The sequence below is a fragment of the Pseudomonas sp. ICMP22404 genome (assembly GCF_006227205.1).
Lineage (GTDB): Bacteria > Pseudomonadota > Gammaproteobacteria > Pseudomonadales > Pseudomonadaceae > Aquipseudomonas.
Window position 1 is genome coordinate 319,656 of record NZ_VCNG01000004.1, and the last position, 25,600, is coordinate 345,255.

16 protein-coding genes are annotated in these 25,600 nt (G+C 52.4%); 6 read left to right on the forward strand and 10 right to left on the reverse strand.

Annotated elements, in window-relative coordinates:
- Window positions 1–3: 3 nt before the first annotated feature.
- Window positions 4–441, reverse strand: a complete 438-nt coding sequence (locus FGE05_RS09675; protein ID WP_139644368.1) for a hypothetical protein — start codon at window positions 439–441, stop codon at window positions 4–6.
- A gap of 32 nt (window positions 442–473) precedes the next feature.
- Entirely contained in the window at window positions 474–1,529 is a 1,056-nt protein-coding gene (gene dbpB / locus FGE05_RS09680; protein ID WP_095974524.1) for a DGQHR domain-containing protein DpdB, read from the reverse strand.
- A 181-nt stretch (window positions 1,530–1,710) separates the two neighbouring features.
- On the opposite strand from dbpB (FGE05_RS09680), the gene FGE05_RS09685 reads away from it, so the two are divergent.
- The 6 genes from FGE05_RS09685 (at window position 1,711) to queE (ending at window position 7,539) form a co-directional block, all read left to right on the forward strand.
- Window positions 1,711–2,646 carry a hypothetical protein gene (locus FGE05_RS09685; RefSeq protein ID WP_029290756.1) on the forward strand — a complete coding sequence of 312 codons (936 nt, stop codon included), beginning with the start codon at window positions 1,711–1,713 and terminating at the stop codon, window positions 2,644–2,646.
- Entirely contained in the window at window positions 2,643–3,764 is a 1,122-nt protein-coding gene (gene dbpB, locus FGE05_RS09690) for a DGQHR domain-containing protein DpdB (RefSeq protein ID WP_139644370.1), read from the forward strand. Before FGE05_RS09685 ends, dbpB (FGE05_RS09690) begins: the two co-directional genes overlap by 4 nt.
- Entirely contained in the window at window positions 3,761–5,059 is a 1,299-nt protein-coding gene (gene dpdA, locus FGE05_RS09695) for a tRNA-guanine transglycosylase DpdA (protein WP_102623977.1), read from the forward strand. The genes dbpB (FGE05_RS09690) and dpdA overlap by 4 nt, the downstream gene beginning before the upstream one ends.
- Entirely contained in the window at window positions 5,056–6,111 is a 1,056-nt protein-coding gene (dbpB, locus tag FGE05_RS09700) for a DGQHR domain-containing protein DpdB (protein ID WP_139644372.1), read from the forward strand. The genes dpdA and dbpB (FGE05_RS09700) overlap by 4 nt, the downstream gene beginning before the upstream one ends.
- 27 nt (window positions 6,112–6,138) lie before the next feature.
- Complete coding sequence (gene queC / locus FGE05_RS09705) at window positions 6,139–6,840, forward strand: 7-cyano-7-deazaguanine synthase QueC (protein ID WP_139644375.1); 702 nt, start codon at window positions 6,139–6,141, stop codon at window positions 6,838–6,840.
- A gap of 63 nt (window positions 6,841–6,903) precedes the next feature.
- Window positions 6,904–7,539, forward strand: coding sequence for a 7-carboxy-7-deazaguanine synthase (gene queE / locus FGE05_RS09710; protein ID WP_139644377.1), 636 nt, complete (start codon window positions 6,904–6,906; stop codon window positions 7,537–7,539).
- A gap of 165 nt (window positions 7,540–7,704) precedes the next feature.
- On the opposite strand, the gene dpdD is transcribed toward queE, so the two are convergent.
- Genes dpdD through dpdE form a run of 8 tightly spaced genes read right to left on the reverse strand, consistent with a single transcriptional unit; the run spans window position 7,705 to window position 25,273 of the window.
- Complete coding sequence (gene dpdD / locus FGE05_RS09715) at window positions 7,705–9,879, reverse strand: protein DpdD (RefSeq protein ID WP_139644378.1); 2,175 nt, start codon at window positions 9,877–9,879, stop codon at window positions 7,705–7,707.
- On the reverse strand, window positions 9,876–10,412 hold the full coding sequence (gene dpdK, locus FGE05_RS09720) for a phospholipase D-like domain-containing protein DpdK (protein WP_139644380.1): 537 nt from the start codon (window positions 10,410–10,412) through the stop codon (window positions 9,876–9,878). Before dpdK ends, dpdD begins: the two co-directional genes overlap by 4 nt.
- Window positions 10,409–14,932: a protein DpdJ gene (gene dpdJ, locus FGE05_RS09725; RefSeq protein ID WP_139644382.1), complete on the reverse strand. Its 4,524-nt coding sequence runs from the start codon at window positions 14,930–14,932 to the stop codon at window positions 10,409–10,411. Before dpdJ ends, dpdK begins: the two co-directional genes overlap by 4 nt.
- Window positions 14,932–15,651: a hypothetical protein gene (locus FGE05_RS09730; RefSeq protein ID WP_139644385.1), complete on the reverse strand. Its 720-nt coding sequence runs from the start codon at window positions 15,649–15,651 to the stop codon at window positions 14,932–14,934. The genes dpdJ and FGE05_RS09730 overlap by 1 nt, the downstream gene beginning before the upstream one ends.
- On the reverse strand, window positions 15,641–18,709 hold the full coding sequence (gene dpdH, locus FGE05_RS09735) for a protein DpdH (RefSeq protein WP_139644387.1): 3,069 nt from the start codon (window positions 18,707–18,709) through the stop codon (window positions 15,641–15,643). The genes FGE05_RS09730 and dpdH overlap by 11 nt, the downstream gene beginning before the upstream one ends.
- A gap of 2 nt (window positions 18,710–18,711) precedes the next feature.
- The gene (gene dpdG, locus FGE05_RS09740; protein WP_139644389.1) at window positions 18,712–19,596 is read right to left on the reverse strand and encodes a protein DpdG; all 885 of its coding nucleotides are present in this window, start codon (window positions 19,594–19,596) and stop codon (window positions 18,712–18,714) included.
- Complete coding sequence (gene dpdF, locus FGE05_RS09745; RefSeq protein ID WP_139644391.1) at window positions 19,593–22,097, reverse strand: protein DpdF; 2,505 nt, start codon at window positions 22,095–22,097, stop codon at window positions 19,593–19,595. Before dpdF ends, dpdG begins: the two co-directional genes overlap by 4 nt.
- A complete protein-coding gene (gene dpdE / locus FGE05_RS09750) occupies window positions 22,094–25,273 on the reverse strand; it encodes a protein DpdE (RefSeq protein ID WP_139644393.1) in 3,180 nt (1,059 codons plus the stop codon). Before dpdE ends, dpdF begins: the two co-directional genes overlap by 4 nt.
- Window positions 25,274–25,600 lie beyond the last annotated feature (327 nt).

Genomic DNA, 25,600 nt, shown 5'->3' on the forward strand with positions numbered 1-25,600 from the left:
AGACTAAACCTTCCAAGACTCAAGATCGACGCATAACGTTTCATACAAAAACTCTACAACTTTGGCTCGCCCCTCACCCAGCGCTGATGCAATGGTGATCACGGAAACCAAAATGGAGTTAACAGTGTGCAAATCGGCGACATCACTCAGGCAATTCAATATTTCTTCGAATTTCCCCAACATAGCAGTTTGGGAAAAATTTAATGCCTGCACCACATGGGTAGATGGCGTCAGGTAGAGAATATTCGCACGCGTCCGCAAACCGTAGGCTTCAGTCAGCATGCCATACCCTTCCGAAGGGAAAGCTTCGTCCTGCCCTGCGAGCCTCCTCAATGCCTCCTGAAAAGCCATGGATAGATGAAGAATGACTTCAGATAACTCCTTTACACTGGCGTCACTGGCCAGGGCTGGAGCCAGATCCGAGGAAACCAAAGTAGTCATAATGTCTCCTAAATATTAGTAATTAGCACCAGTTAGCTAGGTACTAGTTCCGAACTTCGAACCACCCTGGTCAAATGATCAGTCAAAAGATGAATATCACCATGTAAATTCTGAACTCCATTCCATGGCCGGTTGCCTGTTTTAAAGGACCACTCTCCCGAATCGAGCGTCCAAGCTGTATATCCTTGTAGCTTTCTAAGGCCTAACTTGAATACTGGGGCCAGTGGCGCTCCTGTAGCACACAACTGCTCCATGACGAACCCCATGGAAATAATCCCCGCGCTATGGACGAGACGAGAGCTTTTAGGGGTGTGACCATGCCAAGCATTTCCAAACACCTCCTGGACCGCCTGGAAAAACTCACTGATGGCCAAGAAACACCGATCCTCACCTCCCGACAACTCAATCACCTCCCGACAGTAACCGTCAGATAGGGAATTCATTACCAGTTTCTGGAGCGACGTATCACCGATGACCCCTGAGGGGTTGGTATGCTGCTTAATCTGTCCTTGCAAAGAAGATCGATCGTCATAATTCAGCATTTCCACGATGCGGGCTGCGCGGGCGCGGGAAGTCATTCTGAATGGAAGGCCGCTGACAGACGGAAGCAGTTCATATACCAGCGACTTCGGTAATGGACTGGTGTTGTTGACGAGAATGAATTGCCGGCGAAGCTCTTCCTGATTTTCACACACGAGAGCAGACACCAGTAGCTGGAACGAACTCCCCTCGAGCCCAGCTAAAGCAGATAGGCGCTGCTGACCATCCACAACGAACCCAGGAGGGCCGGATGAAATATCCACCTCAATTTCTGCATAGGCTCCATTTCCTTCCACCACCCGGACTCCACTGGTAAAGGCTAACACCACAGCATTGGGCATTACCGCATCGGGACGGGAGAGGTAGTCGCGGATCTCTCGTATGTGCTTGGACACCTGTGGCCGCTGAAAGCCATGAAGGGCGCCACGATCATCACGCTTGACTCGGTCGATGCTAGCGATCGCCAAAATCTGCTCAACGGTAGCCGCAAACGATACCACTTGGTGGGTTGGGCTCTGTAACGCCTTGATTGCGCTGAACTTAAGCAATGAGTCTCTTCCTTCATCGAACGGCCCCCCAGAAAGAGGGGTAGCAGCAGTATTGAGGCTCTTATACCAACCCTTCCGCATAAAAACTAGCCTAAGCGCATTGGCCCATACAGTTATTAAATGGTAAATTGTCAGCCTCAGATAAATGCAACACCCGTCAAAACAGGCCTACAGTTTTCCCATGAGAACCGTCATCATCACCAACTGCACCAATCGAAAACGTCTCGACGGCCTGCCGCCGGTGGTGCTGAACGACGAGTGTTATTCATCGATTGCAGCCATGGCAAAGGCGTGGAAGGGGCAAATAGACGAACGTCCCACCACTCTGATGGCATCTTCACTTTACGTGGGCAGAAGCGTTTCTGACGCGAGGCGCGTAGCAACGAAGTTGGACGCGAAGCTAATGTTTGCGTCGACCGGCTTAGGGTTGATTGAAGGCGATCAGAGATGTCCACCGTACAACCTGACGGTGGCTCAGGATCCGAATTCTATCATCCCACGTCTCGAAAAATTGGGTGTGCGCGCATCAGATTGGTGGGAAGCCGTGAATGTCACCCAATCAAAGGGAAGCGCCCTAGCGGACCTCGTCAGCCAACCCGACATCGACTTGGTGCTCATTGCCCTCTCTTCAAACTATGTCCAGCTGATAGGCGAAGACCTTGGAAAAATCAGGGACACGCAGATCGACAAGCTCAGAATATTCACTTCGCGCCCAGGCATCGAGATGCTTCCCAGCCATTTACGACGCATCGCGATGCCCTACGACGAACGCCTTGAAACCTCAACACTACCCGGCACCCGCAACGATTTCCCCCAGAGAGCCCTGCGTCATTTCATTGAAATTCTTGAACTGTCGAGTGCTCCTGCTGAGATCGCTCGAAAGAGCGTCAGCGCGGCGATGGATCTTTTATCCCTAGCAAAAACGACCATCCGGCGGCGCGCATCGGACAGTGAAATTGCCTACATGCTTGAGTGTGTGTGGGCTGACTACCAAGGCAGTTCCACCCGATTGTTACGCTACTTAAGGGACGACGCCCTGGTGTCGTGCGAGCAATCGCGCTTTCGGAGGATCTGGCAGGACATCAAAGGTCAAGACAGCATAGAGAGCAAAGCATGACGAGCGAAGATGCGATTGTGGTGCGTGCACTACGCACCACGCAAGGCGACAACCTTGATGTGTATGCATTATTCATCAGGGGATCTGACCTGGTCCGAATTGCCGACATCAGCCGCCTGTCGCGCGAAGACAGCAGCCCCCTCAAGGGTTTTCAGCGCCCCGAGATTAAGAGTCATGTCAAAGGGATCACTGAGTACCTCAATCAGGGAAATGTACTTTTTCCCAATGCAATTATCTTAGCGCTGTCTCCTGACCTGCGTTTTGTTGCAGCACGCGGAAGCAAGCCGACAGGCGACGCGGGGCTTTCGCAAGCGGGTACGCTGACGATTCCTATTAGGGAGGAAGGAATGAGGTCTGCCTGGATCGTGGACGGGCAACAACGCTCATTGGCGTTGGCGAAAGCGGCCAATTCGGATCTTCCTGTGCCAGTGATCGGTTTTGTATCCGACAGCCTGACTACCCAGCGCGAGCAATTTATTTTGGTCAACAAGGCCAAACCCTTGCCCACTCGACTGATCAACGAACTACTGCCGGAGACAGGCAGCATCCTTTTGCCACGCGAACTGAGTGCTCGCAAGGCACCAGCTGAGTTGTGCGGGCTTCTTAGCCGCGATCCCAACTCCCCTTTCCACAAACTCATAAAGCGGTCGTCCGAGCAAAATAGCAAAGCAGTGATCACTGACACCGCTGTAATAACGATGATCCGCAATAGCATCAGTAATCCGTTGGGGGCGTTGGCTCCCTACACCTCCAGCACCGACGGTGCGGCGAACGTTGAGTCCATGTACAACCTACTGACGACCTTCTGGCGGGCAGTGCGTGATACGTTTTCAGAGGCGTGGGCACTTGAATCCAAGAGCAGTCGACTCATGCACTCAGCGGGGATAATCGCCATGGGCGTGCTTATGGATCGAATCTACGCCAAAATCGGTGGTCAGCGCGAAACCTACGAAGCCGTGCTACAAGAACTGGCCAGAGTAGCCCCTTACTGCGCATGGACAACAGGTCAGTGGCCGATGATTAATGTCCAGTGGAATGAAATCCAAAGCACCCCTCAAGATATCAAGGCGCTGCAAGAAACCTTGATCCGCCTCTATATGACCAGCGCTCACCAATGAAATTTTTATACGCCGACACCCAAGACTACGTAGACCCGGACTACGATTTCATCAACGATCGAAATGCGCCGGGCCGGAAGAGATACTGGGATGACCAGTATGCGCACGAAATGATGACCCCCGTCCCTTATGATGGGCTCTTGGTCTCGATGAGCGCAGTGCGACCTGCAAATGGCGTCGCTAATTCAAAGGTTCGGTACTCGACTTCCGAGCAGCAGCGCTTCCTCAGAGAAGGCGCGCGCAAATTTCTACGACTCGATGGCATCCAGTTCAAAGATACGATGGTTCTAGGTGACTGCGGGGCTTTCGCCTATGTAGAGCACCCTACCCCTGCGTATAGCCCAAGCGAAGTAGTAGAGTTCTACTCAGACGCGGGATTCACCCACGGTTGCTCGCCGGACCACATCATATTCAACTGCGACTCCAGCAATCCTCCAGCATTGAGCCAGTCGGAAGATGTGCTGTTTCGATACGAAATCACGCTCAAAAATGCGCAAGAGTTTCTGCGTTTAGTGAAGGAGGCGGAATGGCCTTTCGAACCTCTTGGAGCGGTACAGGGTTGGTCTCCTCAAAGCATGGCGAACGCTGCAAAACAACTCGAAGACATGGGTTATCGCTACTTGGCGATCGGAGGTCTAGTACCTTTGAAAGTCGATCAAATCCATGAGGTTCTGAAAGAGCTTCGAGCGGTCCTTAAGCCCGAGACAAATATTCATCTGCTGGGGTTTGCCAAAGCCGAGAACATCCATGAATTCACCGGATATGGCATTACCAGTTTTGACTCAACCTCCCCCCTTATACGCGCATTTAAAGATGCGAAGTGTAATTACTACATGGGCAACAATACAAGCAAACTGGACTACTACACAGCTATCCGCATTCCTCAGGCGATTGAAAATCCACGCCTGATGCAAGGAATAAAAAAAGGCACTCTGAGCGCAGAAGAGTTACAAATCAAAGAAAAAGCGGCGTTGCTAGCGATCCGCGACTACGATAAAAACCTGCTCGACTTTGATTCAACTTTAGCCGTGCTAGTAGACTATCTCCGACTGACTCTTTCCGGATCGATATCATCATCAATAGAAATGGAAAAAGAAATCGCCAAGCATGTCCGACTAATCTCACCCACGCTGAGAGATAAACCGTGGCAAAAATGCCAATGTTCGATTTGTCAGTCAGCGGGTATTGAAACTATTATCTTTCGAGCCAGCAATCGAAACAAAAGACGCGGATTTCACAACTTAGGCGTGTACCACCGCCACCTTCAGAAAACCCTGGAACTTTCGAAACAATGATCTATCGATTTAAGGGTGTGCGCGCCCAACAGGCCTCCGGGCATGATGTATTTTCGTTTGCGGCCACTCCAAATGAAATTTTAGATTTTTCTGAAATTGAGAGAGTCGGCCGCGATGAAGAAGGCCACCTCAAAGGCTTTCAGCGCCATCAAGTCGCGTCGCACATCAGAGATATTCGTGACTATCTTCAGCGCGACGATGCATTGCTTCCTAACGCAATTATCTTGGCCTTTCTGGATGGGGTAACGATTAAAGACCTCGGCGAAGGGATTGTAGAAATCATTATTGATGCTACCGAATTTAAGCCAGGCTTTGTGGTCGATGGACAACAACGACTCAGCGCCCTTGCGACGATGGAAAAACCTGGATTCCAGGTATTTGTATCTGCATTGATTTGTAAAGACTACAACGAACTGCGACAGCAGTTTGTGCTCGTCAACAATACGCGACCGCTGCCAAAATCGCTGATCTATGAACTTTTACCGACTGTTGATGGCCTGCCAGAACGGTTCACAAGTCGTAAATTTGCTGCTCGCATTATTGATTTGTTGAATTTTCTGCCTAACTCCTCTCTATTTGGCGAGATCAAACAACATACGAATCCTAGAGGAGTACTAAGCGACATGGCGATGCAGAAGTTCGTAATGAACTCTGCGAATGATGGCGCGATTCGTAGCTTCATGAAGTTTGATGACTTTGAGGGGCGCAGCATCGAACTTATCAATAACTTCTTCCATGCCGTGCGTGTAGTTTTCAAATCGGAATGGGAAGGACTAGCCCCCAGAAATTCACGTTTGAAACACGGGGCGGGCCTCGTGTCTTTGAGCTTCGTTATGGAGTTGCTCTACTCCGATCAAGGCACAACCAGCAAGGAAGGCTTTATCAAAGGTCTAAAACTTTTGAAACCTCATACAGCATGGACAAGTGGTGATTGGCACATTTCTGAAACCGACCGCCGCCCCTGGAATGGTATACAGAACACGCCCACTGATATCGGATTGCTCACTAAATATCTGACCGAAAAACTCAAGCAAGAACTGAAACGGCGCTAAATCAGACCCAGTTCCGAGGAGAGCAGTATGCACACCAAAGCCTTAGTTCTTTTTTCAGGCGGACAAGATTCAACCACCTGCCTTGCCTGGGCGCTGGAACGTTACGAGCACGTCGAGACCATTGGCTTTGATTATGGCCAGAGGCATCGAATCGAACTCGAATGTCGGCTGAATATCTTGCAGGAGGTACGTAACAGATTTCCAAACTGGGCCAAGCGACTCGGTGAGGACCACGTGCTTGACCTCAAATTACTCGGCCAGATCAGCGATACGGCGATGACCGCTGAGAAAACTATAGAGTTTGAAAAGAATGGACTTCCCAATACGTTTGTACCCGGGAGAAATCTGCTGTTCTTGACGTTCGCAGCCACTATTGCCTACCGACGGGGCCTCACAGTGCTGGTCGGGGGAATGTGCGAAACAGACTACTCAGGATACCCAGACTGCCGGGACAACACCCTCAAAGCCACCCAGGTGGCCTTGAGCCTCGGGATGGACGCTCCGGTAATCATTGAAACGCCCTTGATGTGGCTCAACAAAGCGCAGACCTGGCGTTTGGCGGAAGATCTAGGTAATCGAGACTTTGTCAGCCTGATCCAAGAAGAGTCCCACACCTGCTACCTCGGGACCCGACAGCAGAAACATGAATGGGGCTACGGGTGTGGAACGTGCCCAGCTTGCGAACTGCGCAAAACTGGATATGAGCAGTACATTCAAGAACGAGATTGATGATGGTTCAGCGGTGGCGGGTCACTGTACTCGCCACCAATTTGAATCAGATGAGTAACCAAAATGACTTACAGCATCAAAGAAATGTTTTACACCCTTCAAGGGGAAGGCAACCAAGCGGGTCGACCCGCGGTATTCTGCCGATTTTCAGGATGTAACCTCTGGTCGGGACGGGAACAGGACAGAGCTAACGCGATTTGTACATTCTGTGACACCGACTTCGTAGGAACAGATGGTCAAGGTGGGGATAAATTCAAAAATGCTGAAGCTCTCGCCCATGCCATAGATTCATTTTGGCCTATCTCACATCAAGATCATAAGTATGTGGTATTGACCGGCGGAGAACCTTTACTTCAGGTCGATGACGCATTGGTACTCGCCCTGCATAACCTGAACTTTACAATTGCTGTAGAGACCAACGGCACAATTTCACCACCTTCTGGAATCGACTGGATTTGTGTGAGCCCGAAATCAAGCGCCGATCTTAAGGTTACTCAAGGAGATGAACTAAAACTTGTTTTCCCACAAGCGGACGCAATGCCGCACAAGTACGAGCATATGAAATTCAAACATTTCTATCTTCAACCTATGGATGGACCCCATATCAAGAAAAACACTAAAAACACCATCGAATATTGCAAAAGTAATCCCGGATGGAAATTGAGCTTACAGTGCCATAAAATCCTATCAATCCCTTGATTGAAACAATCCTTTATCTTCCAAGTAGACTCAGAGAGTTTCTCTCATAATAGACTCTAGCACTGTCTAATAACTCATATCATGCATACAAAGTCTTCCTGATAGCGTCGTCTATCGCATAGAAAATCGCAAACTTGAGCAAACCTACAAGACAATTCAGACACGTTAAGGATTCTCCCGTTGCCATACAAAATCCTCGATCACCCGGACGATACTCGTAAATCCTCGGCCGGCGGCGAATAGGATAGGCTTCTCTCGAGGTCTCCATTGTTGGATAAATCCAGTTGCAGCGTGCTTAGCTGAGGCGGTTACAACGACAAAAAAATCAGCACTTTGAGCCATGCCCTTCAACGCAGTAGTACCCACCAGATCGTGCGAAATAGAAACCCTCACACTCGGTTCCATCTCCTTGAGCGCCTGTTCGGCCTGGCGGGTGGCCGTATCGGTCAGCGAATAGATGGCGATATGCTTTCCAGCCAGTGCTGCACGCACCTGCTCAAACCTGCCCGTCTCCAGTTGTTCGGGCAATACCTCGCCAGTCCAAGCCTCGTCCCAACCAAGCGCACTGGCGAGGTTCCGGATAGCTATAACCTGACCTGGTGTCATATGGTTACGCAATGGAATGAGGCGGGTATGTACAGAAGACCAGAAAGATTCCCGTATGCCCGGATCCGGTGCAGGATTGGCGATGGTTTCATCTAGGATGTCCAGCAACCAATAAATTCCTCTGGTACCGACACCAACTCCCGCTAATTCCAGGCAATCGTCCAGCAAGGCACAGTATTGCGAGGCTGAAAGCCCGATAGAGAACAGCGCACGAATCAAAATGGAGGCCGACTCGTAGGTTTTGGTGGCACGACGCGATCCAATAACTAAATGGATTAGAAGTGACTCGTAAACCGGTTGCATGCTTGGCCGCGGAAACTCAGGATCGCTCACAACCCAGGCTGTCAGGGTGGGTAATGCATCGGCAAGACGCTGGCTACCTGGAGGGGAATCTGGAACTCCCGCGATGACATCAGCCAGGACCGCGATTTCCATCGCATCCCTGATAGATTCTGCAGGCCACTCTACAATAGCGTGCTGCAGTATCTCGTAAGCGGATTTGAACTCCGGATCACCAAGACGCTGGTACCACTCCACCCATCCCGCTGGCGGCGATTGGCCGAATGTCTGAGTTTGCAAATCCTGCAAGATACGGCGAAACGCTTCAGACTTCAGCAGTTTCTCCCGATCCTCATCGTTTAATTGCCCAACTTTATCTAGCGCTATGGCAATTGCACTTAAAGTATTCACCTCGTCAGCGGAGATCAACGCATCCTGAACGGTCGCTGGGGCCGGTACCGCCGACTGGATAGCCGATGTCATAAAACCATCAGTGCGGCCGGCTTTGACCAGAGCCTCCCAAAGGTTTCCCAATTTTTCCGAAAACTCGCGCAAGGCCGCTTCAAGCATCGGTTGGCGAGGTTTGGCAGAAAGTGCTGCCAAGCCGTAAAGTCGCAAAACACCGGGCGACACCGTGGACGGAATAGGTAGGCGCAGTAAGGGCAGTGCCAAAGGCAAGATACGTTCCCGCCACACTGATACTTCAGAGGCAATATCGGGGGCTGGAAATAATGCTCCAAGATGGCATTGGTACAAGGCCTCCAGCATGGCGACTGTAATCGACCGTGGCTTACGAGTATGGCAAAGGGAGGGGAACTCCGGCATTTCGCAGATCGCGCTCCATCCGCCGAAATGCGCTAATAATTGGATTTTTAGGAATAGAAGATTCAGCGCATCGAGTCGTAGTTCTTCACGACAGGTATCGAGAATGGCGCTAGCCTGCTGACGGTCGTTGCCATTTAAGGCATCGACGAATTGCGCTAGCAAATAACTCGTCGGACGCGGAGCCTCGCGAGTCGTCAAGGGCGCACCACTCACCATGTGAATCATGCGCTTCAGACTTCGCGAAGCAATCTCCCGCGCCTTTTGGTCGCTGCCAGCCACAAACCGCGCGGTGATCGACAAGCCCAATGAATGGATGAACGACTCAACCGGAATATTGAGCAATGGTGGCTCGATCCGACCAGAGAAGGAAGTAAGCGTTGGTCCCGCAAAAGCGAGTAATAAAGGCCGGAGGCGGCGCCACTCGGCAGCGTCGTTGGCCATGGCATAGTACACCGTGGACTTCCCACTTCTCGGCCACGCAACAATGGCACCGGGAAATTCGCGCAGATAGACGGAGGCTGCAAACTCATCAAACTCCTGCTTCTGCTCGGACGTTAATTCCTCGATCCTCGCGACAACGCGCAACTGGCAAATAAAAGTATCTAACACCTTCTCTGGAGCGACGATCATTTCAAGAGGTCCTTCCACTTTTGTTCGAGGGTCATCCGCCACTCCTCGATAGATGCACGATCAGTCCGCAAGGTGAGGTGCTCATCGTTGACCGTAATACCATTGAAAGTCAGGTTCATTGAACCACTCAACAAGAAATCATCGCCCAAAATTCCCTTATCATGAAGATCTGGAGCTAGGTGTATCCGCAAGTGATTGGGATGTTGCTGCTGAAAGGCAGTGAGACGATCAGCAAACTCGCAGTTATGCTTGACGTCGCGCAGAACCAGTGCGATATCCCCTCCCCTATCCAGTAGCGTTTTAAGGACAGAGGACAGGCGAATTTCGCTGGACGGCCAATCTGGCTGAAGTGCAGAAAACTGTCGGGCGCGGTTATCCAAGATGGCGATATCTGAAATCCATCCGAACAGCAACCACAAACGACGACTCGGAAATAGCAGTTCGGCCGCGAACAAGCTCTGCAAGAGGTCTCTGATTGCCGTCCCCTGACCCGGTCCGAATAAATCACGCGTAGTGGAATTTTCGTGGGTCATATGTGTTCCCTCAGGCTCAGGGTTGCCCGCGTCTCGGAATCGTTACGTTCGACGCGCTCGACGACGGGGAAGAATTGCAAATAACCCACGTCGATAGGCGTCGCTATCAGCTCGACAACGGCCTGGCGCAGGCTGTGCTCGTCCCGCGACGCGCATTGAAGTTGGACAGTCGCATATTCGGCCATGAGGGCTGCAAACTTGGATCGCCAATCGACAGTGCCGACGACTACTGTCGGAATATTGCTTGCGAGCAACAGGCCGCGTACCAGGGCGGGATCAGTTAGCCTTCGCGTGCGGAAGGGATTATAAGACTGCAATGCGCGTTGCCGAATTTCGATGCCACGAGGCCAGAGCAGCCCTCCTAGTACCTGAATAAACTCTGCATCCCCCATTGCTGGATACGCTCCCTGCAGCAATTGCTGCAAGCTAGTCCTTATGCCTGGGAGATAGAGCGCCGCATAGCAGAACTCCCGCAAACCGATGGCAAACTGGTGCTGCGTTTCCAGTTTTTCCCAGGACAGCAGAAGATCGCGCAGCAGATGATCCCACCCCTCACTCATACCAGGGCGTAGGATCCGGGCATTCAGCGAGACGCTTAACGCATGACCAACATCAATCCCCAAGTGGCCTAGCGCTTGATACAACTCAATCTGGATCGATTCGCGCGCTTGATGGCTCTGTGTCGAACGCAGGCGACAAGTAAGGTCAGCTATTGCCGCATTGTCGCAAGTAAGGATCAGAAATTGCTTAAGGCCCAAACTGGCCAATTCTAGATCAGTCGGCGCCAGGGCAGCCTCGATTGCCCGGAAAAGCCCACGCGGCTCTTCAGCGAATGCCCCGGCGAATGCCTGGATAACTCCAGCGCCACCGAGAGTAGTCTCGGTAATCCAGACCCGAGCGATTCCTGATTCGAGAACTTCAAGGTCGGCAACTAGACCATCCGTCGCTGCGTGACGTGGTGCGGTATTTATACATGCTTGGAGTACCGTTTCCGCCAGAGTCTCACTCAATGTCCTAAACAGCCAGGAGCCATAGGTTGATGGCGTCGGTGCTTCTAACTCAGGTACGAGAGCTAATAAGCACTCAATCACTTCTGGTCGACCAATGCTGTCAAGGAGTCTCTGCTCCAGGCGACTGACCCTTCGAGACGCGTCGCTCTCTGAGGCGTCCTCATCGCCAGCGCCGTCATCCACATCCTCAGCAAGCGATTCGGCGTCAACGTCCTGCAAAGCGAAAAGAGATCGCAAGACTTCAGCGAAGACTCGCGCCGGAGCATCCTCCAGAATAGACCTAGCTGCTTGGCTAAGCGCCATACCATCACGCAGGGCCTTCGCTAATGCGGAGGAGATCAGGATCTGGTGCAGCCACTCGCGTTGCAGGGTATCAATCTCCGCCGGCAAGTTTTTATCCGACAGAATGCAATATCGGTGATAGGCGAGACGCGAACTAGCAGAAAGCTGTTCGGACAGAGCTTCATTGAACAAAGCGTCGGGAGTCGGGAGTTTGAAATCGATATAGAAACCGTCCACCTCCACTTCGAAGCCCACAGCAACCTGTTGTCCATCCGCATCCGCATACTGCACAGTCACTAGTTTATCGCCGGATTTAGTCCGTAGATTGGCTCGGGCCCCAGGTGAAAATCGCTGCACGGTGACGCTGCCCCGGAAACGATGCAAGTGGAAGCGAACATCGGAGACGAGATCAAACCAAACGCTCCGTGGAGGCACAGGTATGACTACCGGATCTCCCTGAGGAATGAAATGGCTGTACCAGCGAGGAAATGCGTTCGAAGTTGGCAATACCTCATTGCTCGGAGTGCGAGACAGATGGATTTCCCAAGGTCGATATACTTGCATTGACAGTGAAGATCCGTCGTCCCCCGTTCCTATGAATACTCCCAACGACTCATGGAGTCTGGCGTAATCATTAATCGGAATGACCTGGACATCTTCTTCCAGATTGAGCGGAAACCAGTGGCACAACCCACCACGCTCATGGGCGAACCGTCGGGTTACACGACCCGGAGCCAACTGTTGAAGAGCCTGAATGATCGGCAAAGAATCATGCTTTTCCTGGTCATTCACGGTCGCAGGCGGTAACACAATCTGCACTTCAGGAAGACTGAGATCAGTGAACAAATTTTGCGGAACAAAATCCGGAAGCGGATGGAAGCGCTTACAAAGATCGAGCGCCGCCCCCTTAGTCGGGTCTACCAACCGCCAACCCCGAATCAGGCGTCGTGTCAGAGTCGGTACGACTTCTAGAAGAAGCGATCGGGGGGGATCCCAGAGGATGGAGGTTACCGTATCCAAAGGTACGCCGAGAGAGCGACGCAAATGTTGCGTCAGCGATGCAACCACATTCTCATCGGCCCGTAGCAGCGAAGTTAACTTGTTAAGAACCGTCGGTTCGAGTTGCCGACTGTAACTTTCCGGTTGACTAAGCACATCCCACATCCACCCTGTCGTGCACGACTGACTTGCCTCGCGCGCCAACCAGTCGAAGAACGAGAAGACCGCCTGGATGCGCAATACGTACTGATTGAGTACAGGCAGATGCTGCACTGCAACCACAGGATCGAACAGATGTTCATAAGCCTGAAAGGCGACTTTGTCTCGCCCATGCGCAGATAAGACGGTCACGGTGAGTGGGCGCATGCCGCGGATCCGGCCAGCACGCCCCTTACGTTGAAGGAACGAAGCCATATTGCGAGGGGCTTTGTGTTGAATGACTGCACCGACTTGTTCGTCGTTGTAACCGACCTCAAGGGACGCTGTCGCGACGATCAAATCAGAATTAGCAAGTACCCCAGCATCTTGAGATGTCGTTCGTCCAACCACGAGACGGTCAGCTAACTTGCGACCGATCCGCTCAACCGCCCACCAGCGTTGACCATCGGCTTCGCGACGTAACGCGTCGTCTGCTTGACGGGCACGAATAGCAGCCAAAGGCAAACGCTTACCGTCTGGCTTCCCGAAAATGGTATAGGCTTCTGCATCCCTGAGATTATCGAACAAGCGATTGGTAACATCGAGATCATCTGTAAAGACAAATACTCGTTGGCCGAAACGATTGGACGACAGGCCGCTGGCTTGAGGATCCATCATGCGTGCGACCAGCATCGCGGCCTGGATTGAAGTGGATAGCACTGATGCTTGCAGCGTCGGGTCTCCACACAGGACAACCTGATAATCGGCGCCCTCTTCAATAACTTCGTCGTAGGCAGGGGTGACTTCAGCAACATTGTCCTTCACCACACCGGTAAGGTCGGCAAAGAAACCGGCCGCCTCCTGCAAGGTTGCCGACAAACCGCACCAGGTCACTGGTGCCCCCATCAAGTGGCGCCAGCGCCGCAGCACTAAAGCGGCCTGGGCGCCACTCGTCCCTACATAGGTATGCACCTCGTCGAGCAGCGCAAACATGGGCTTCTGCTGACTGGAGACCCCGACTCCGAAAACCCTCCGCATCGTCAGATCGGACATCCGCTGGTTCAACATTTCGGTAGTTGTGAACAGAATATCGGGCGAATGACTCAACAAGCGGTTGCGGGTCAGCACAAGTCGATCACTGCCTATGCTTTCACGACATTGCACATTGGCGCAGATCAGACGCTCAACCTGGGCTGCGATATCGTTTTCGTACCAAATAAGGTCACTACCGCAGCTTGTGCATTTGAACCAGGGGCAGATAAAGGACTTGTCGCGCCGAAGCCACTTGGCGTTCTCCAATGACTGCCGATCGGCCCGTCGCGGAGTAGACCCAAATAGCGCACCGACAGTGATTGGACGCCGCCCTTCGGCAACTAGCGTGGTGTCAAGCAGCCGGGCTCGGCTAAAAGCCTCAGAAAGTTGATCCTTAAGAAGTTCAATACGAGGATAAATGGCGATAGCCTTGACCCAAAACTGATTCACCCGCACTACTTCGCCAATGCGCAACATGGCTGGGAGGTAGAAGGACAAGGTTTTACCACTGCCGGTGCCAGCCGTGACGATGGTGGCAATATCGGAATCCCGAGAGAGTAAGCGTAGAGTGGCTCGCTCTTGGAAAGCAGCAAGTTTGAGCTGCGAATCTACTACCAACGCTTTCCACAAGCGACGCCGCAACGGCGACTCACCCAAAACAACCTCGTTCTCGGCAAAAATAGTCGCGCCCTCTCGGTCGCGACGCGGATAACGGCGGCGTCGAACATCGATCCGAAAATCCGAAACCAGCCGGGGCGCACCTAACCAAGGCTTCCCGGGGAACAACTGCCGCAACCGGGACAAGAGTCGCACTATTTCGGCAAATCGCGATCGATAACGTGTTTCACCGGCGGCATTGTCCCATTCGAATATTAGGCACGAGGTGACGAGTTCTTCGATCACGTCATCCGGCGAAATGGCCGTGATGCTCCGCGCTATATCCAACGCTTCGTCTCGGGACAGACTACCGTCCGCAAACCCCCACGAGAGGGACCGGAATTCGACGGCCTCAATTTGATCGAGACAATCCTCAGCTTGCTTAGATATGGGCATAGTCATCAAACCGAACGAATCTGGAAACTGCCCAACAGTGCTCGATCGGACAACCACTGTGTAATCGATACGGTAAGGTCGGCCAGAGAAAAGCCGTGCGTTCCCGCCTTTTTCAGAAAGTCGATAACCTCATCATGCAGTTCGCTACCTTTCAACGACTGCCAGGCCAACTCCTTCGTGGTGACGGTCTTCGTCAGTGCCGCTAGCCTAGAAGCAACGTCTCCAAGTGCGGGTAACGATGAACGCAATTGCCCTGCCTCCTCGTCGCAACGTCGAATCGTCTGGATTTGTGCCCGGTAATTACTGATCGTTTCCAGCGCGGTTAGAACATCTTGTGGCAAAGCTTCTAGCTCCTTATCTACCCGTTGTTGCCATCCAAATCCCAATGCGACTTTCAACTGCTGGCTGACACTGCGAATCCCAGGCAGAAACTGCTGTCGGAACGACTCGTCGCCCTCAGTTAAGGATTTTGGATTATCAATGAATGCATTGAGCAACTCCTTAGCCCGCCTAACAACCCCCAACGCAACTGAGTTATCGAAAGGAACCTCGACGCCGTTGTCAGCAAATTCCATCGCTAGTTGCCTGAGCAGAATCAATTCGTTAATAGGCACTTCCAGTTGGCCCACGCGTGTAGTAAACGCCTGCGCCTCGTTGGCAAGTTCGCTGGCGAGTTTGTATTCTCGCGCACGGCTGGTAAGTTGAATAGCGCGATCAAGCAACATGGTTTTCCTCTGTCTCACCAAGCAAGTTGGTCAACGCCGTGAGCGCCTGACGAATTTTTGCTAAATCACTATCGAGATTACCGTTTTTCGACTTCGCTGTCTGAATGCGTACGTCTAGACCGCTTTCAGCGTTTTGTAATACCAGTTGCGTATACTTGATTAAGTTGTCCGTTACAGTGATCGCGTTTACTCGACCTCTACCGTAAGTAGGGAGACTTGAGGTTGGGTTTTCTACGCTCTCCAGCGCGGAAAATGCGTTAAGCGCGTCGTCGAACTGCACTGCTCCAAACTCCGTGAGTGCAGCTTTAAATTCATTGGCGTATCGGCCCCCTATACCCAAACCGATAACCAGATCATGTACACCATTAAGATTTGTAAGAATAATTGACCGTTGTGGGGTCGGGCCGAACGCGTCGCGAACAACGGTCAACCAGGCTAGCCTCCGTGCCCGCTCAGCTGCGGCCGCTGGTGGAATTCCGTTGGCCACGACAGTATAAAGATCAGCGATCTCCTGTAATTCACCGTAACTCGACGTGGCCGGAGGCGTTTGTACTAGCGACCAATTTTGTCCGCGAATCGATTTGAGTGCAGCGATGATCGGCTGCGGATCAATTAACGCGCCAGTCCGGCCGCCCTTGCTTGCAGAAATAGTGGAACGGACGAGTGCTACTAGTTTTTCCCGCCGCTTCGAAATTCGCTCATAAATATTGCGCAATTCGGCGCTGACAGCGGCAATCTCTGCAGGCCACTGCTGTAGGCATGCGACCAACTGCTCTTCATAGGAACTCCCCTCTTTCAGCTTACCGGACAACGCTGCACCTACTGCCAGCAATTCGATCGCTGCAGCAACCGGCGACCAACTGTCTGTCGCTTGTACAATATGACGAAGCTGAGCCGTGACCTCGCTCACCCACTTTTCCAGATATTCCAGGAAAAGAGCTAGTTTCTCCATACTTCCAGGAAAATCCCAGCTCCCGTCATTACGCTCGGCTTCGAACAATCCCTGCAGTGCCGTTGCAGTTAGGGCGACTTCTGCTTCCGAAGCATTGGAGGGTGGGATATTCAGTGTTACGGCAGAAATTGCAGATTGGGTCGGTTGTCGTAATAGCTGGATACTTAGTTGACGAAAAGGTTTGGCAGATCCCGTAGCAGCTACATAGTAGCTTCGCTCAAGGCCGATCCCATCCCAGTCAATGGCATCTGCAATAGTGGAAAACAATTTGACCCTAAGCGTGTTAGCAAATCCCTGATCCAGCATCCCCCCCCTTGCCCACTGCTCCAGAAATTGGATTTCCTTTGAAGCACTCGCCGCCTTGGCAGCCTCACTTGGCGCAGATTGGTCGTAATCCGACGGTTTTTCTGGCACAAAGCTTGCTAAATTGGCGGGCAACAATGGCAGAGAAAAGGCCTTGCGAATTCCTTCAGGTAGGTTGATCAATTGGCCGCTGGTATCCCACAACTCGAGCGCGGCGACCAACCTCCCGCCATCTTCTGGAAATACTGTTTCCAGTCGTCCGCGATCTTGGGCGCGTAAATAGCGGAGGCCGTTTAGATTTTCCAACAGTGTCCTGGGTGGAAATACACCCGCTTCAAGGCTAGGCGCGTAGTTGTCGAGCACTTTCGTCAGGACGGCGCTTTGAAGGACCCGAGGATTGAACCCGGCTTCGATCTGTTCGTCCACCCGCGAGGCCATCTCCCACAACGCAGTTTCTGTAAATGGATAGAGCCCTATTTCCTCTCCGGCCGTGCCGAAAGCTGCATGACACTCGCCTTTCGATTGGCATGCTTCGCAAGCATTCGGCGAAAGTTCGCGCGAATCCGTCGACTGCCGGTGCCAAGCATCGAGCACTGGGCGACCTAAGCGCACCGCATTAAGGTAACGTGCAGTGAAATTAGCCAAGGAGCGTCGCCGGCTAGCGCCATCGGTCGACATGCCGACCGAACGATCCATATCTACAAAATAGGTCATACGGGTATAGACCGTGGCCGCAATGGACTCGAAGAAGCCTGTAGTAACAGCTATAGCCCAGCGAATCTGGCACATTTCCTCGTCACCCTGGGTGAGCAAGGCCTGCATTAAGGCCCGATCGATACCTTGCAGGCGCGCGAAGTCCTCAATTAGCAGAATGAGGTCCCGCCCTTCCTTCTTAAGGTGTTGCCGTAAGGAAACCATCAGTTGAATCAGGCGGTCACCTGAAAAGCTCAAAGTGCGGGTAATAGCTGTATTGAGATTGCGGTTGATGATGTCGACCGCCATCGGCTTATACAATGCTTCGTCGAGATAGATCGTATTGATCGCATTACGCGCCAACGAAGACGCATTGCTGAAATCTGAACCACCTGTTGGCAGATCGTCAGTACTAAAATGGTAGCGTTCGTCCATCCGTCGATAGGTTGTTGGCGCGGCAAATACGTGATCGACTATGGAAGCGACAATTGAACCGTCCTTCAGGTAGTACTGGCTTCGTAGGAAGGGGTCTTCAAATACGGCTGGCAATGCCCGAATGAGCTCATCTTCAACCTCCGCCTCATCCCCGGACTGGAATCTCGGCGTATCCTCGCGAATGGCCAAGGCGATCTCGTTGAGGAGACGTAGCTTCTGGCCCTCCGGCGTAGTGGTCGCGTCCCCAACGCGATTGAGTTCCTCGATGAAGCGAACCTGGGCAGCGACCGGCAGCTTGCCAATAATCATCTCGAGGATGGCACGCAGACTCGTGCCCGCTTTCGGAATCAACAGAACGAGGCGGCTCTCATTGGAGTGCAGATGAAGGTTCATCCAATGGATGAGATGAGACTTACCCGATCCGCTTCGACCAATAATCGCCACCTGCACGTGGGGACGTTCCGGACGCAGAAATTCCTTCAGCAAATCATGTGGCGCCAGGTCGCGATAGGAACCAGATTGTAGTTGCTGAAAGGAAGTGCCGACGGGCTCGGCCACCTTCAGTTGATAATCGGTATGGATCGCCCGAAATACTGAATCAGGAACCGATTCAGCCTCGGGATTGATTACTTCGCGGACACGCGAGGGACTCCAACAAACAGGCATCGCCCTCATTCTTATTCTCCCAACAGCACGATATGGCTGACCCGTTGTGTCTTGTCACCAAAGTCGAGAATTAAATTTTTCGCGTCGGATAGGTCTTTAAAGGCTATGCGGCCACGGTCAGCGAGCCGCTTGAGCGCCAAACTAGTCGATTGCGATAAGCGCTGCGGATCGCGCCGAAGTGAGTCAACGACTAAATCGTCCTCAAGACGGCGGCGAACACTACCGTCCTCCAGTACTGGAATTTTTGTGGCCAGTTCGCGCATGAAATTATGGATGCTCATTTCCTTTTCCGTTCCCAAAACCCTTGGTAACCAACGCGCTAGTGCGCCGGTTGGGTCAGGTACGACGGCCCGGTTGCCAATCTGGGTGCAGTAGCCCAAATAGCGCGCCCAGTACGCCAGGTTTTGGAAACGTTCCTTGTTAGTGAGATCGAAGACCTCTGCGCCCTCGCCCAGTTGCTGGCGAATAAGTCCAGAGTAGTTCTCACCAAAAGCCAACGGACGTAGCGGCGACTGCATCAATAACCAAGCAAAGGCTCGCGCTACGTTTTCCTGCTGATAGTCAGCATTGATGCTGGGATCGAGCAAGCGCAACTCGACCCAATCGATGAAGCGCGTATCGATGTCCTGCCGTTTCTTGTCCACTAGTTCGCCGGCAAAGCGCAATTTTCCGTTGGCCTCTTCAACCATCTTCAAAGCATAAGCCTCTCGCAGCGTATTCCGGAACATAGCGGCAGGGTTGTCACCATCCCCGTCGCCCCCACCATGACGCAACGCAGGCGGTGACATTAGGTTCTCAATTCGCTCGAGTGGCTCAGACTGGGTTTTCCCACCAAAATAATCAAAGATCAGGCGCAGTCGATTCGGAACCGCTTCCACTGTGGTTACAACACTCATCTCATTAACCTTTGATGGAATTCGTCGAAAAAGAACATCCGTCCGTCGAAACACTGGGACAATCTGATACCCGGGCGATCGGGCGATTCAGTATCCAAGGGAAGGATAAATATTCGTGCCTTATTGATGTCCCGCTTACTGAGATTGGCTCTGGTCAGCGGTGGCCGCTCGGTCGACAGAATGACCTCAGGCCCTGGGGGAAGACGTCCTGGTAGTAAACGATCGACTTTGGCAACGAACCATGGATCGCCCGACAATCGTTCGGTCACCTCCTTATCGAACTCATCCTGATTCGCCAGCAGTGTCAGGTTAATCACACCATTCTGTCCAAGTACTTCGAACACTTCACCCAAGCGACGGAACCAGCGCGAATCGAGACGGAACGAGTCATAAAAGACGATAAGACGAGAACTTCCGTCCATCAACGCCAGCACAAGATCCGATGGTGGTAAGGGGTGTTGCCATGGGAAAGTGCGCGCAATGCCGCCAAGCGAGATACGCGACGCAGGCATTGCTCGGCATTGCGAGCACGACGTACAAACTGCGCCGACCCGGTCGTCACCATAAAGTTGGATCAACAAGCGGGTAATACATTCTTGGCGCAGGATGTACTGCCGCATTAAATAAAGACTGCTGCTATTCGCTTCGGCAATGGCCTGACGTAAAGGGCCAACCCTTCTCTGCCATACCTCATAGTGCAGGTGATCGTGGTCAAGAATTTCAATTTTCTGCCACGGTTCATTATTGCCCATGCGGTGTTCAATGCCGCATTGCCGGATCAATCCCGCACGCTCCATTAGGGTCAAGGTTCGTGCGTTCCAATCTGCACTTCGCTCTCCGACCATGTCGATATCATCATCGGTAAAGCCTGGACTAGTGCTCAGTCGTACACGAAAAACCCTACTGTTCGGGATATGCTCCGCTTGCTCGAACATCGCAAGCCAGCGTTGCAAACCACGATCAATGCCAATAACTGTGACATCACTAATACGTTTTGCGACAGACCAATCGTCATGGGCTGGTATCAATAGCGACATACAAGCGCGGCCATCACGGCCGCCTCGGCCGACTTCCTGATAGAAGCGGTCTAGCGATTCTGGAATGCATGCATGGATTATGCTTCGAACATGAGGGTAATCGATACCCAGCCCAAATGCCGACGTTGCAATCACCAAATCGATGTCGCCAGCACGCCATTTTAAGAGCGTAGCGTCGCGCTCGACGAGACTTGTCTTCCCAGTGACAAGGCTGATGCGCCGAAAGCCTAGTCCATAAATGCGTTGAAACCAGTTTTCCGCATCGCTCACTCGCGTCACGTAAAGGATTGCTGGCCGAGGAGCGTGGTACAAAGCCTCAATAACACGCTCGACTCGCTCAGTTTCGTTTGTAGCTGAACTTGACCAGTATTCGGGCTCCGGGCGAAGGGATGCGCCAGCGATTTCAGTGAATTCGCCGGGAGTACCAAATAAAGTTCGTAGGGTTGTAAGTGAAACTTCGGTGAGCGTTGCAGAAAGCAGAAGCGTACGAGGCTGCCTGTATTCGGGGGACAGTTGAATCAACTCCCGGCGCAAGCCGCCCAACAGTTGGAATTCGGTTCTGAAACCTGTCCCCCAGGCATCGACCAGGTGTGCTTCGTCGATGACGATCGCTTTAAGATATCCGGCGCGAGCGGCGGCTTTCAACGGTTCACGCAAAGCCCCGCATACCGCCTCTGGTGACGCATAGCAGAGAGACTGGCTTCCTGCCTCAATTCTTTCGATGATTTGTCGGTTGGTCGCCTGCTCCCCACTCCGATAGGCCAGCGGCCTCTTGAATCCCGCATCTAATGCGCCAGCCTCCTGATCAAGAGCCAAGGTAACGGTAGGAACAACAACAAGGGTCACTCCATCATCGCTGGATTGCCCTGGATAGCTACCATATCCGGCTACGGCCACTGCGTGTGAAATCAGGCTTTTTCCCTCGCCCGTCGCCAGCATGATGACCAGCGTGCTCCCAATTGGCGCCCGCAGTGCTGCTCGAACAGCGTTACGCTGAGCAGTGCTCCGATAAGCCTTGCGGTTCAGCTTGGATAGGAAAGGATCGGCCGGTACCGACGCCGATTCGAAATGTCGGCATACGGTCTCACCGGAGGCCCTCGCTTCGATGGAGTTCGTTCCATCCACCTCCACCCAGTCAGGTTGCCAAGGCTGCGGAGAAACACGCCACCCACCCGAGATAGAGATAGCTTTCAGGCCAAAGGTGGACCAATCCTGAAATCCCACCCATCGATCGCCAAGCACATCGCATTCGGCCAGGGGGGCCCAGTTCCGCCGCATCGATTCGAATATCAACGCCTGTCGCAAGAGTACCGCCAAGTCGGTGTTGGAGACTTGGTGAGGTGGTGCAATAAGTGCTTGGCGAAGTCGGTCGATGGCTGGAATCTCGACGACAGACCAACTGTCACCGTCGCATTGACCCGCCAGCAGTCGAAATAGTCTATGGAATGCGGCAGCATCGTTCATGGGTTTTCACTGGTCAAAGTCATTCCACTGCAAATTACAAATAGCCCGATAGCATCGAGGCGAACTTGTGGATGTGCCACTGCTAATGCAATTTTTTGATTAATGTGCAATTCATCCCGGATATCAATACCCTCGAAATGTGCGCGTCTCAGCAGGTGGCGCTTGCGGCGATCGCAATCCACCTGCGCTCTTCGAGCAGCATTCTCCAGCATGACAAAAACTTCGCGTCTTTGAAGAATTTCGCGCTGCCCATGCTCGCGTATCTGCGCACAGAGCAAAGGAAGCAAAGCAGGGTCGATGAATTCAGCCAGCAACTCCGGACGACTGCCTAAATTCAGGTCGCCTTGATGCTCATCTCGCGCTTTCAAGTACGGCCTTTCTAATATCTTCAGATGGTCAGCCACAGTAACCGGTGTCCCTGTCACATCAAGATAAATCGTGTGCAGGGCAGGCGGCAAAAACTGCTGAGCTCGACGCAAGCAGCCCATATTGTCGGTATCAGAAAATACTCCAGAGGCTTCCGGAAGGTCGGGTTCTACTACAAAGCATAATTTGAACACTAACCAGGGTGGGCTCTCCTTCGGCCAAGCAGGGTCGATGCGTAAGGTTAGAAAAGTGGCACCCCGATCGTCCCAGCGCATAAAGCGCTGACAAGAATCCAGCAATGGGCTGCCCGGCCGTTCGAGCACCACACCTGGATTGGTGATAGCAATGCGGCGCCTCCAAGTCATTGGACTCGGGTTATCCAGGCCGAACTGGTTTTCCCAGGGGCGACGCGGTACCAGGCTACGCTCCCCCCAAGCCATGCCAAATACCTCAGGTGATTGCGATGAAATTCGATAACGCTTCAACTGGAGCACACTTACTAACCAGGATTCCATCGCCTCACCGAATTCCCCCTCAGCTTCTTCAAACTCGTCCATCGTTTCGATAAATGCAGATCCGCCCTCATCAGCCAGTGCAATCCGATCCAAGGCATACTGCTCATCCTGGTTTTTTCGTTCTGCGACGACCTTTTCGTGCAAGTCTTTAATAAACGCCCCCATCCCCGTTACACCACCCTCGAAAATGGTCAGAGCAAACTCGCGGTCGATTTTGTCGAGTAGGAACTGGGCATCACTGATAGGCTCATGAAAGACGCGAAAACCGTAGGCGAGCACATTTTTCCATGCCAACCAAACGCTGCCCTCATCGATATACGGAAGTAGGATACGGTGGCGAATGACGGCCTTGCGACGACCAAAGCGATCGACGCGGCCGATTCGCTGTTCGATGCGCGTCGCTGATAAAGGTAGGTCGATGTGCACAATCGCGTCGGCAAAACTTAGATTTAGCCCCTCTTCACCACTTCGGTCGACGATTAGCAACCAGGTGTCTGACGACTCAACGAATCGCCCCAGAATACCTTCTACCTGGTCTGGCGACTGGGTTCGGACGATTACGCAGGATGCATGCCGGTCCAACCGCGTGATCCTCTCATGCAGCGCCTGCGCCATCGGGGTAGCCGAAGAGAACGCCACTATCTTGGGCTTTGCATGTACCGGAAACTGCCCTTTGAGAATCCGAATGCTGTCTTCGGCCACATCCAACTTGCAGCGTGGTCCGGGATCAGCCTCAAGGATCGAGCGAATTCCTGCCAGTATTTCCGTTTCGTTAGGGAACAGCATCTCACCGACCTGCAAGACTTCGGCGAAAGCCTCCACACCGACACCGAGGGCCTCGATTAGATCTCGATAACGCATCGCAGCCTTCAAACGTATCTCATACTCATCTCCTTCGAACGCGCTTAGTGCCGCCGCGCGCCAGTCTTCCAGAGCGTTGATGATGTCTTGGATGCGTCTGTCCTCGTCATCGTCAATTCGAACGTGCGAAAGTGTGGCTGCTTCCGTTTCTGGGAACGCCGGCCCGCGCGACTGAAACTCCCATCCCTCAGCATCGGAACGACGGGATCGGATGACCCGCTGATTTATTCGGTAGGTGCTGGCGATATGTTGGCTGAGGTCCCTCGTGAGCCCTGCAATATCCTCGGTGCCGTCCTTGGTCGCGATCTCCAATTGATCAGCAAGGCTCACGATATCGGGATCATCAGGAAAAAGCCGTTTCGCGTCATTCGCCCGACGCCGCAAGATAAGTCCCGGCGAATCTGGAATAAGGCCAAGCAGAAGCCGACCAAACTCCTGCCGTAGATCCAGTTTGGTCTTGAAAGACTCTAGCTCATCCATTTTATGAGCACTGGGATCCAGTAAGTTGAGCAGAGACAGGAACTTCTCTGGATTGGCGAGTGCAGGAGTTGCCGATAGCAATAACAAACGCGGTGCCTGATGGGCGAGTTTGGTAAGATGCGCCCTAATCGCAGGGGCCAGTTCATCGCCAACAATGTGGTGCGCCTCGTCGATTACTAAAAGATCCGGAACTCGTTCAAGCTCGTCATATTTGTCGTGAGCAATAATTTCAACGGTACCGAGGAGGTCATCAACGTAGAATTTGTCCCTGAGTTCATTTTGCCATTGTGACACGAGGGAGGATGGCACCAGCACGCCAACATATCTATCTGGATCATCAATGAGAATCTGCCGGATAATGACGCCCGCCTCAATAGTTTTCCCAAGACCAACTTCATCAGCAAGCAAGTAACGCAAGAGCGGATCGCTTAGTACACGACGCACTGCTGCAACCTGATGAGGGACGAACTCAATCCCACTTGAAATGAGTCCGGTCAGGCCCTGCGCACTAGCGCGTGCCTCAATCAGTTTCCTTGTTGCCGCAATTCGCCGATCATGAAGAAATTGCGACTCACCAATTCCTGCAGCTAAAATCTCAGTTGCTTCCCCTCTAGCACGCCAGCAGCGCACGCGTAAATCAATCTCTGAGAAATATATAGTACGACGATTAGGAAACTGCACCTCATAACTAACATAGCCATCATCTGAAAGATTGTAGCTAGTAACCCGGCCAATTTTTGGAACATCATTCTCGGAGAGTGGATAAACGCGTGTTCCAGGATAGAGGAAGCTTCGGGCCAAACGGGCAGTGGGAACCCGCACTTTCTCCAACTCGGAAAAAGAATGAAATATCGTAACAATTGATTCTTGACCTACTTCGCTCTCAAGTCGACCAATACCGGAGCCATCGGGCAACATGACAAATCCGCCGATCATTAAGCGATTTAGGCTCATTGATTACTTCCAAAAATTGGGATGCAGACTCGAGGAAAAAATCTCGTAAGGCGTGAAAAGCGCGTCCATTGCTTTGAATAAAGAGCGCCGAAGCTAATAGAAATATCTAGTGACTCATTCATTATTTATGGTGCCCTGGGGCCTACCCGCAAACGAAAGCTTGCTCTCCACTATTGGTACAGCTATTAGTGAAGCTCTACGGCCAAGTTTCACACTCAAACGTTTATCCGAAGTTAGCCCATTACGAGTATTCCGAGGCACGCCCTTACTCAAATTAGAAAACTTACCATTGCTTTTGCGTTTAATGTGAAACGTCTCAAACACAGC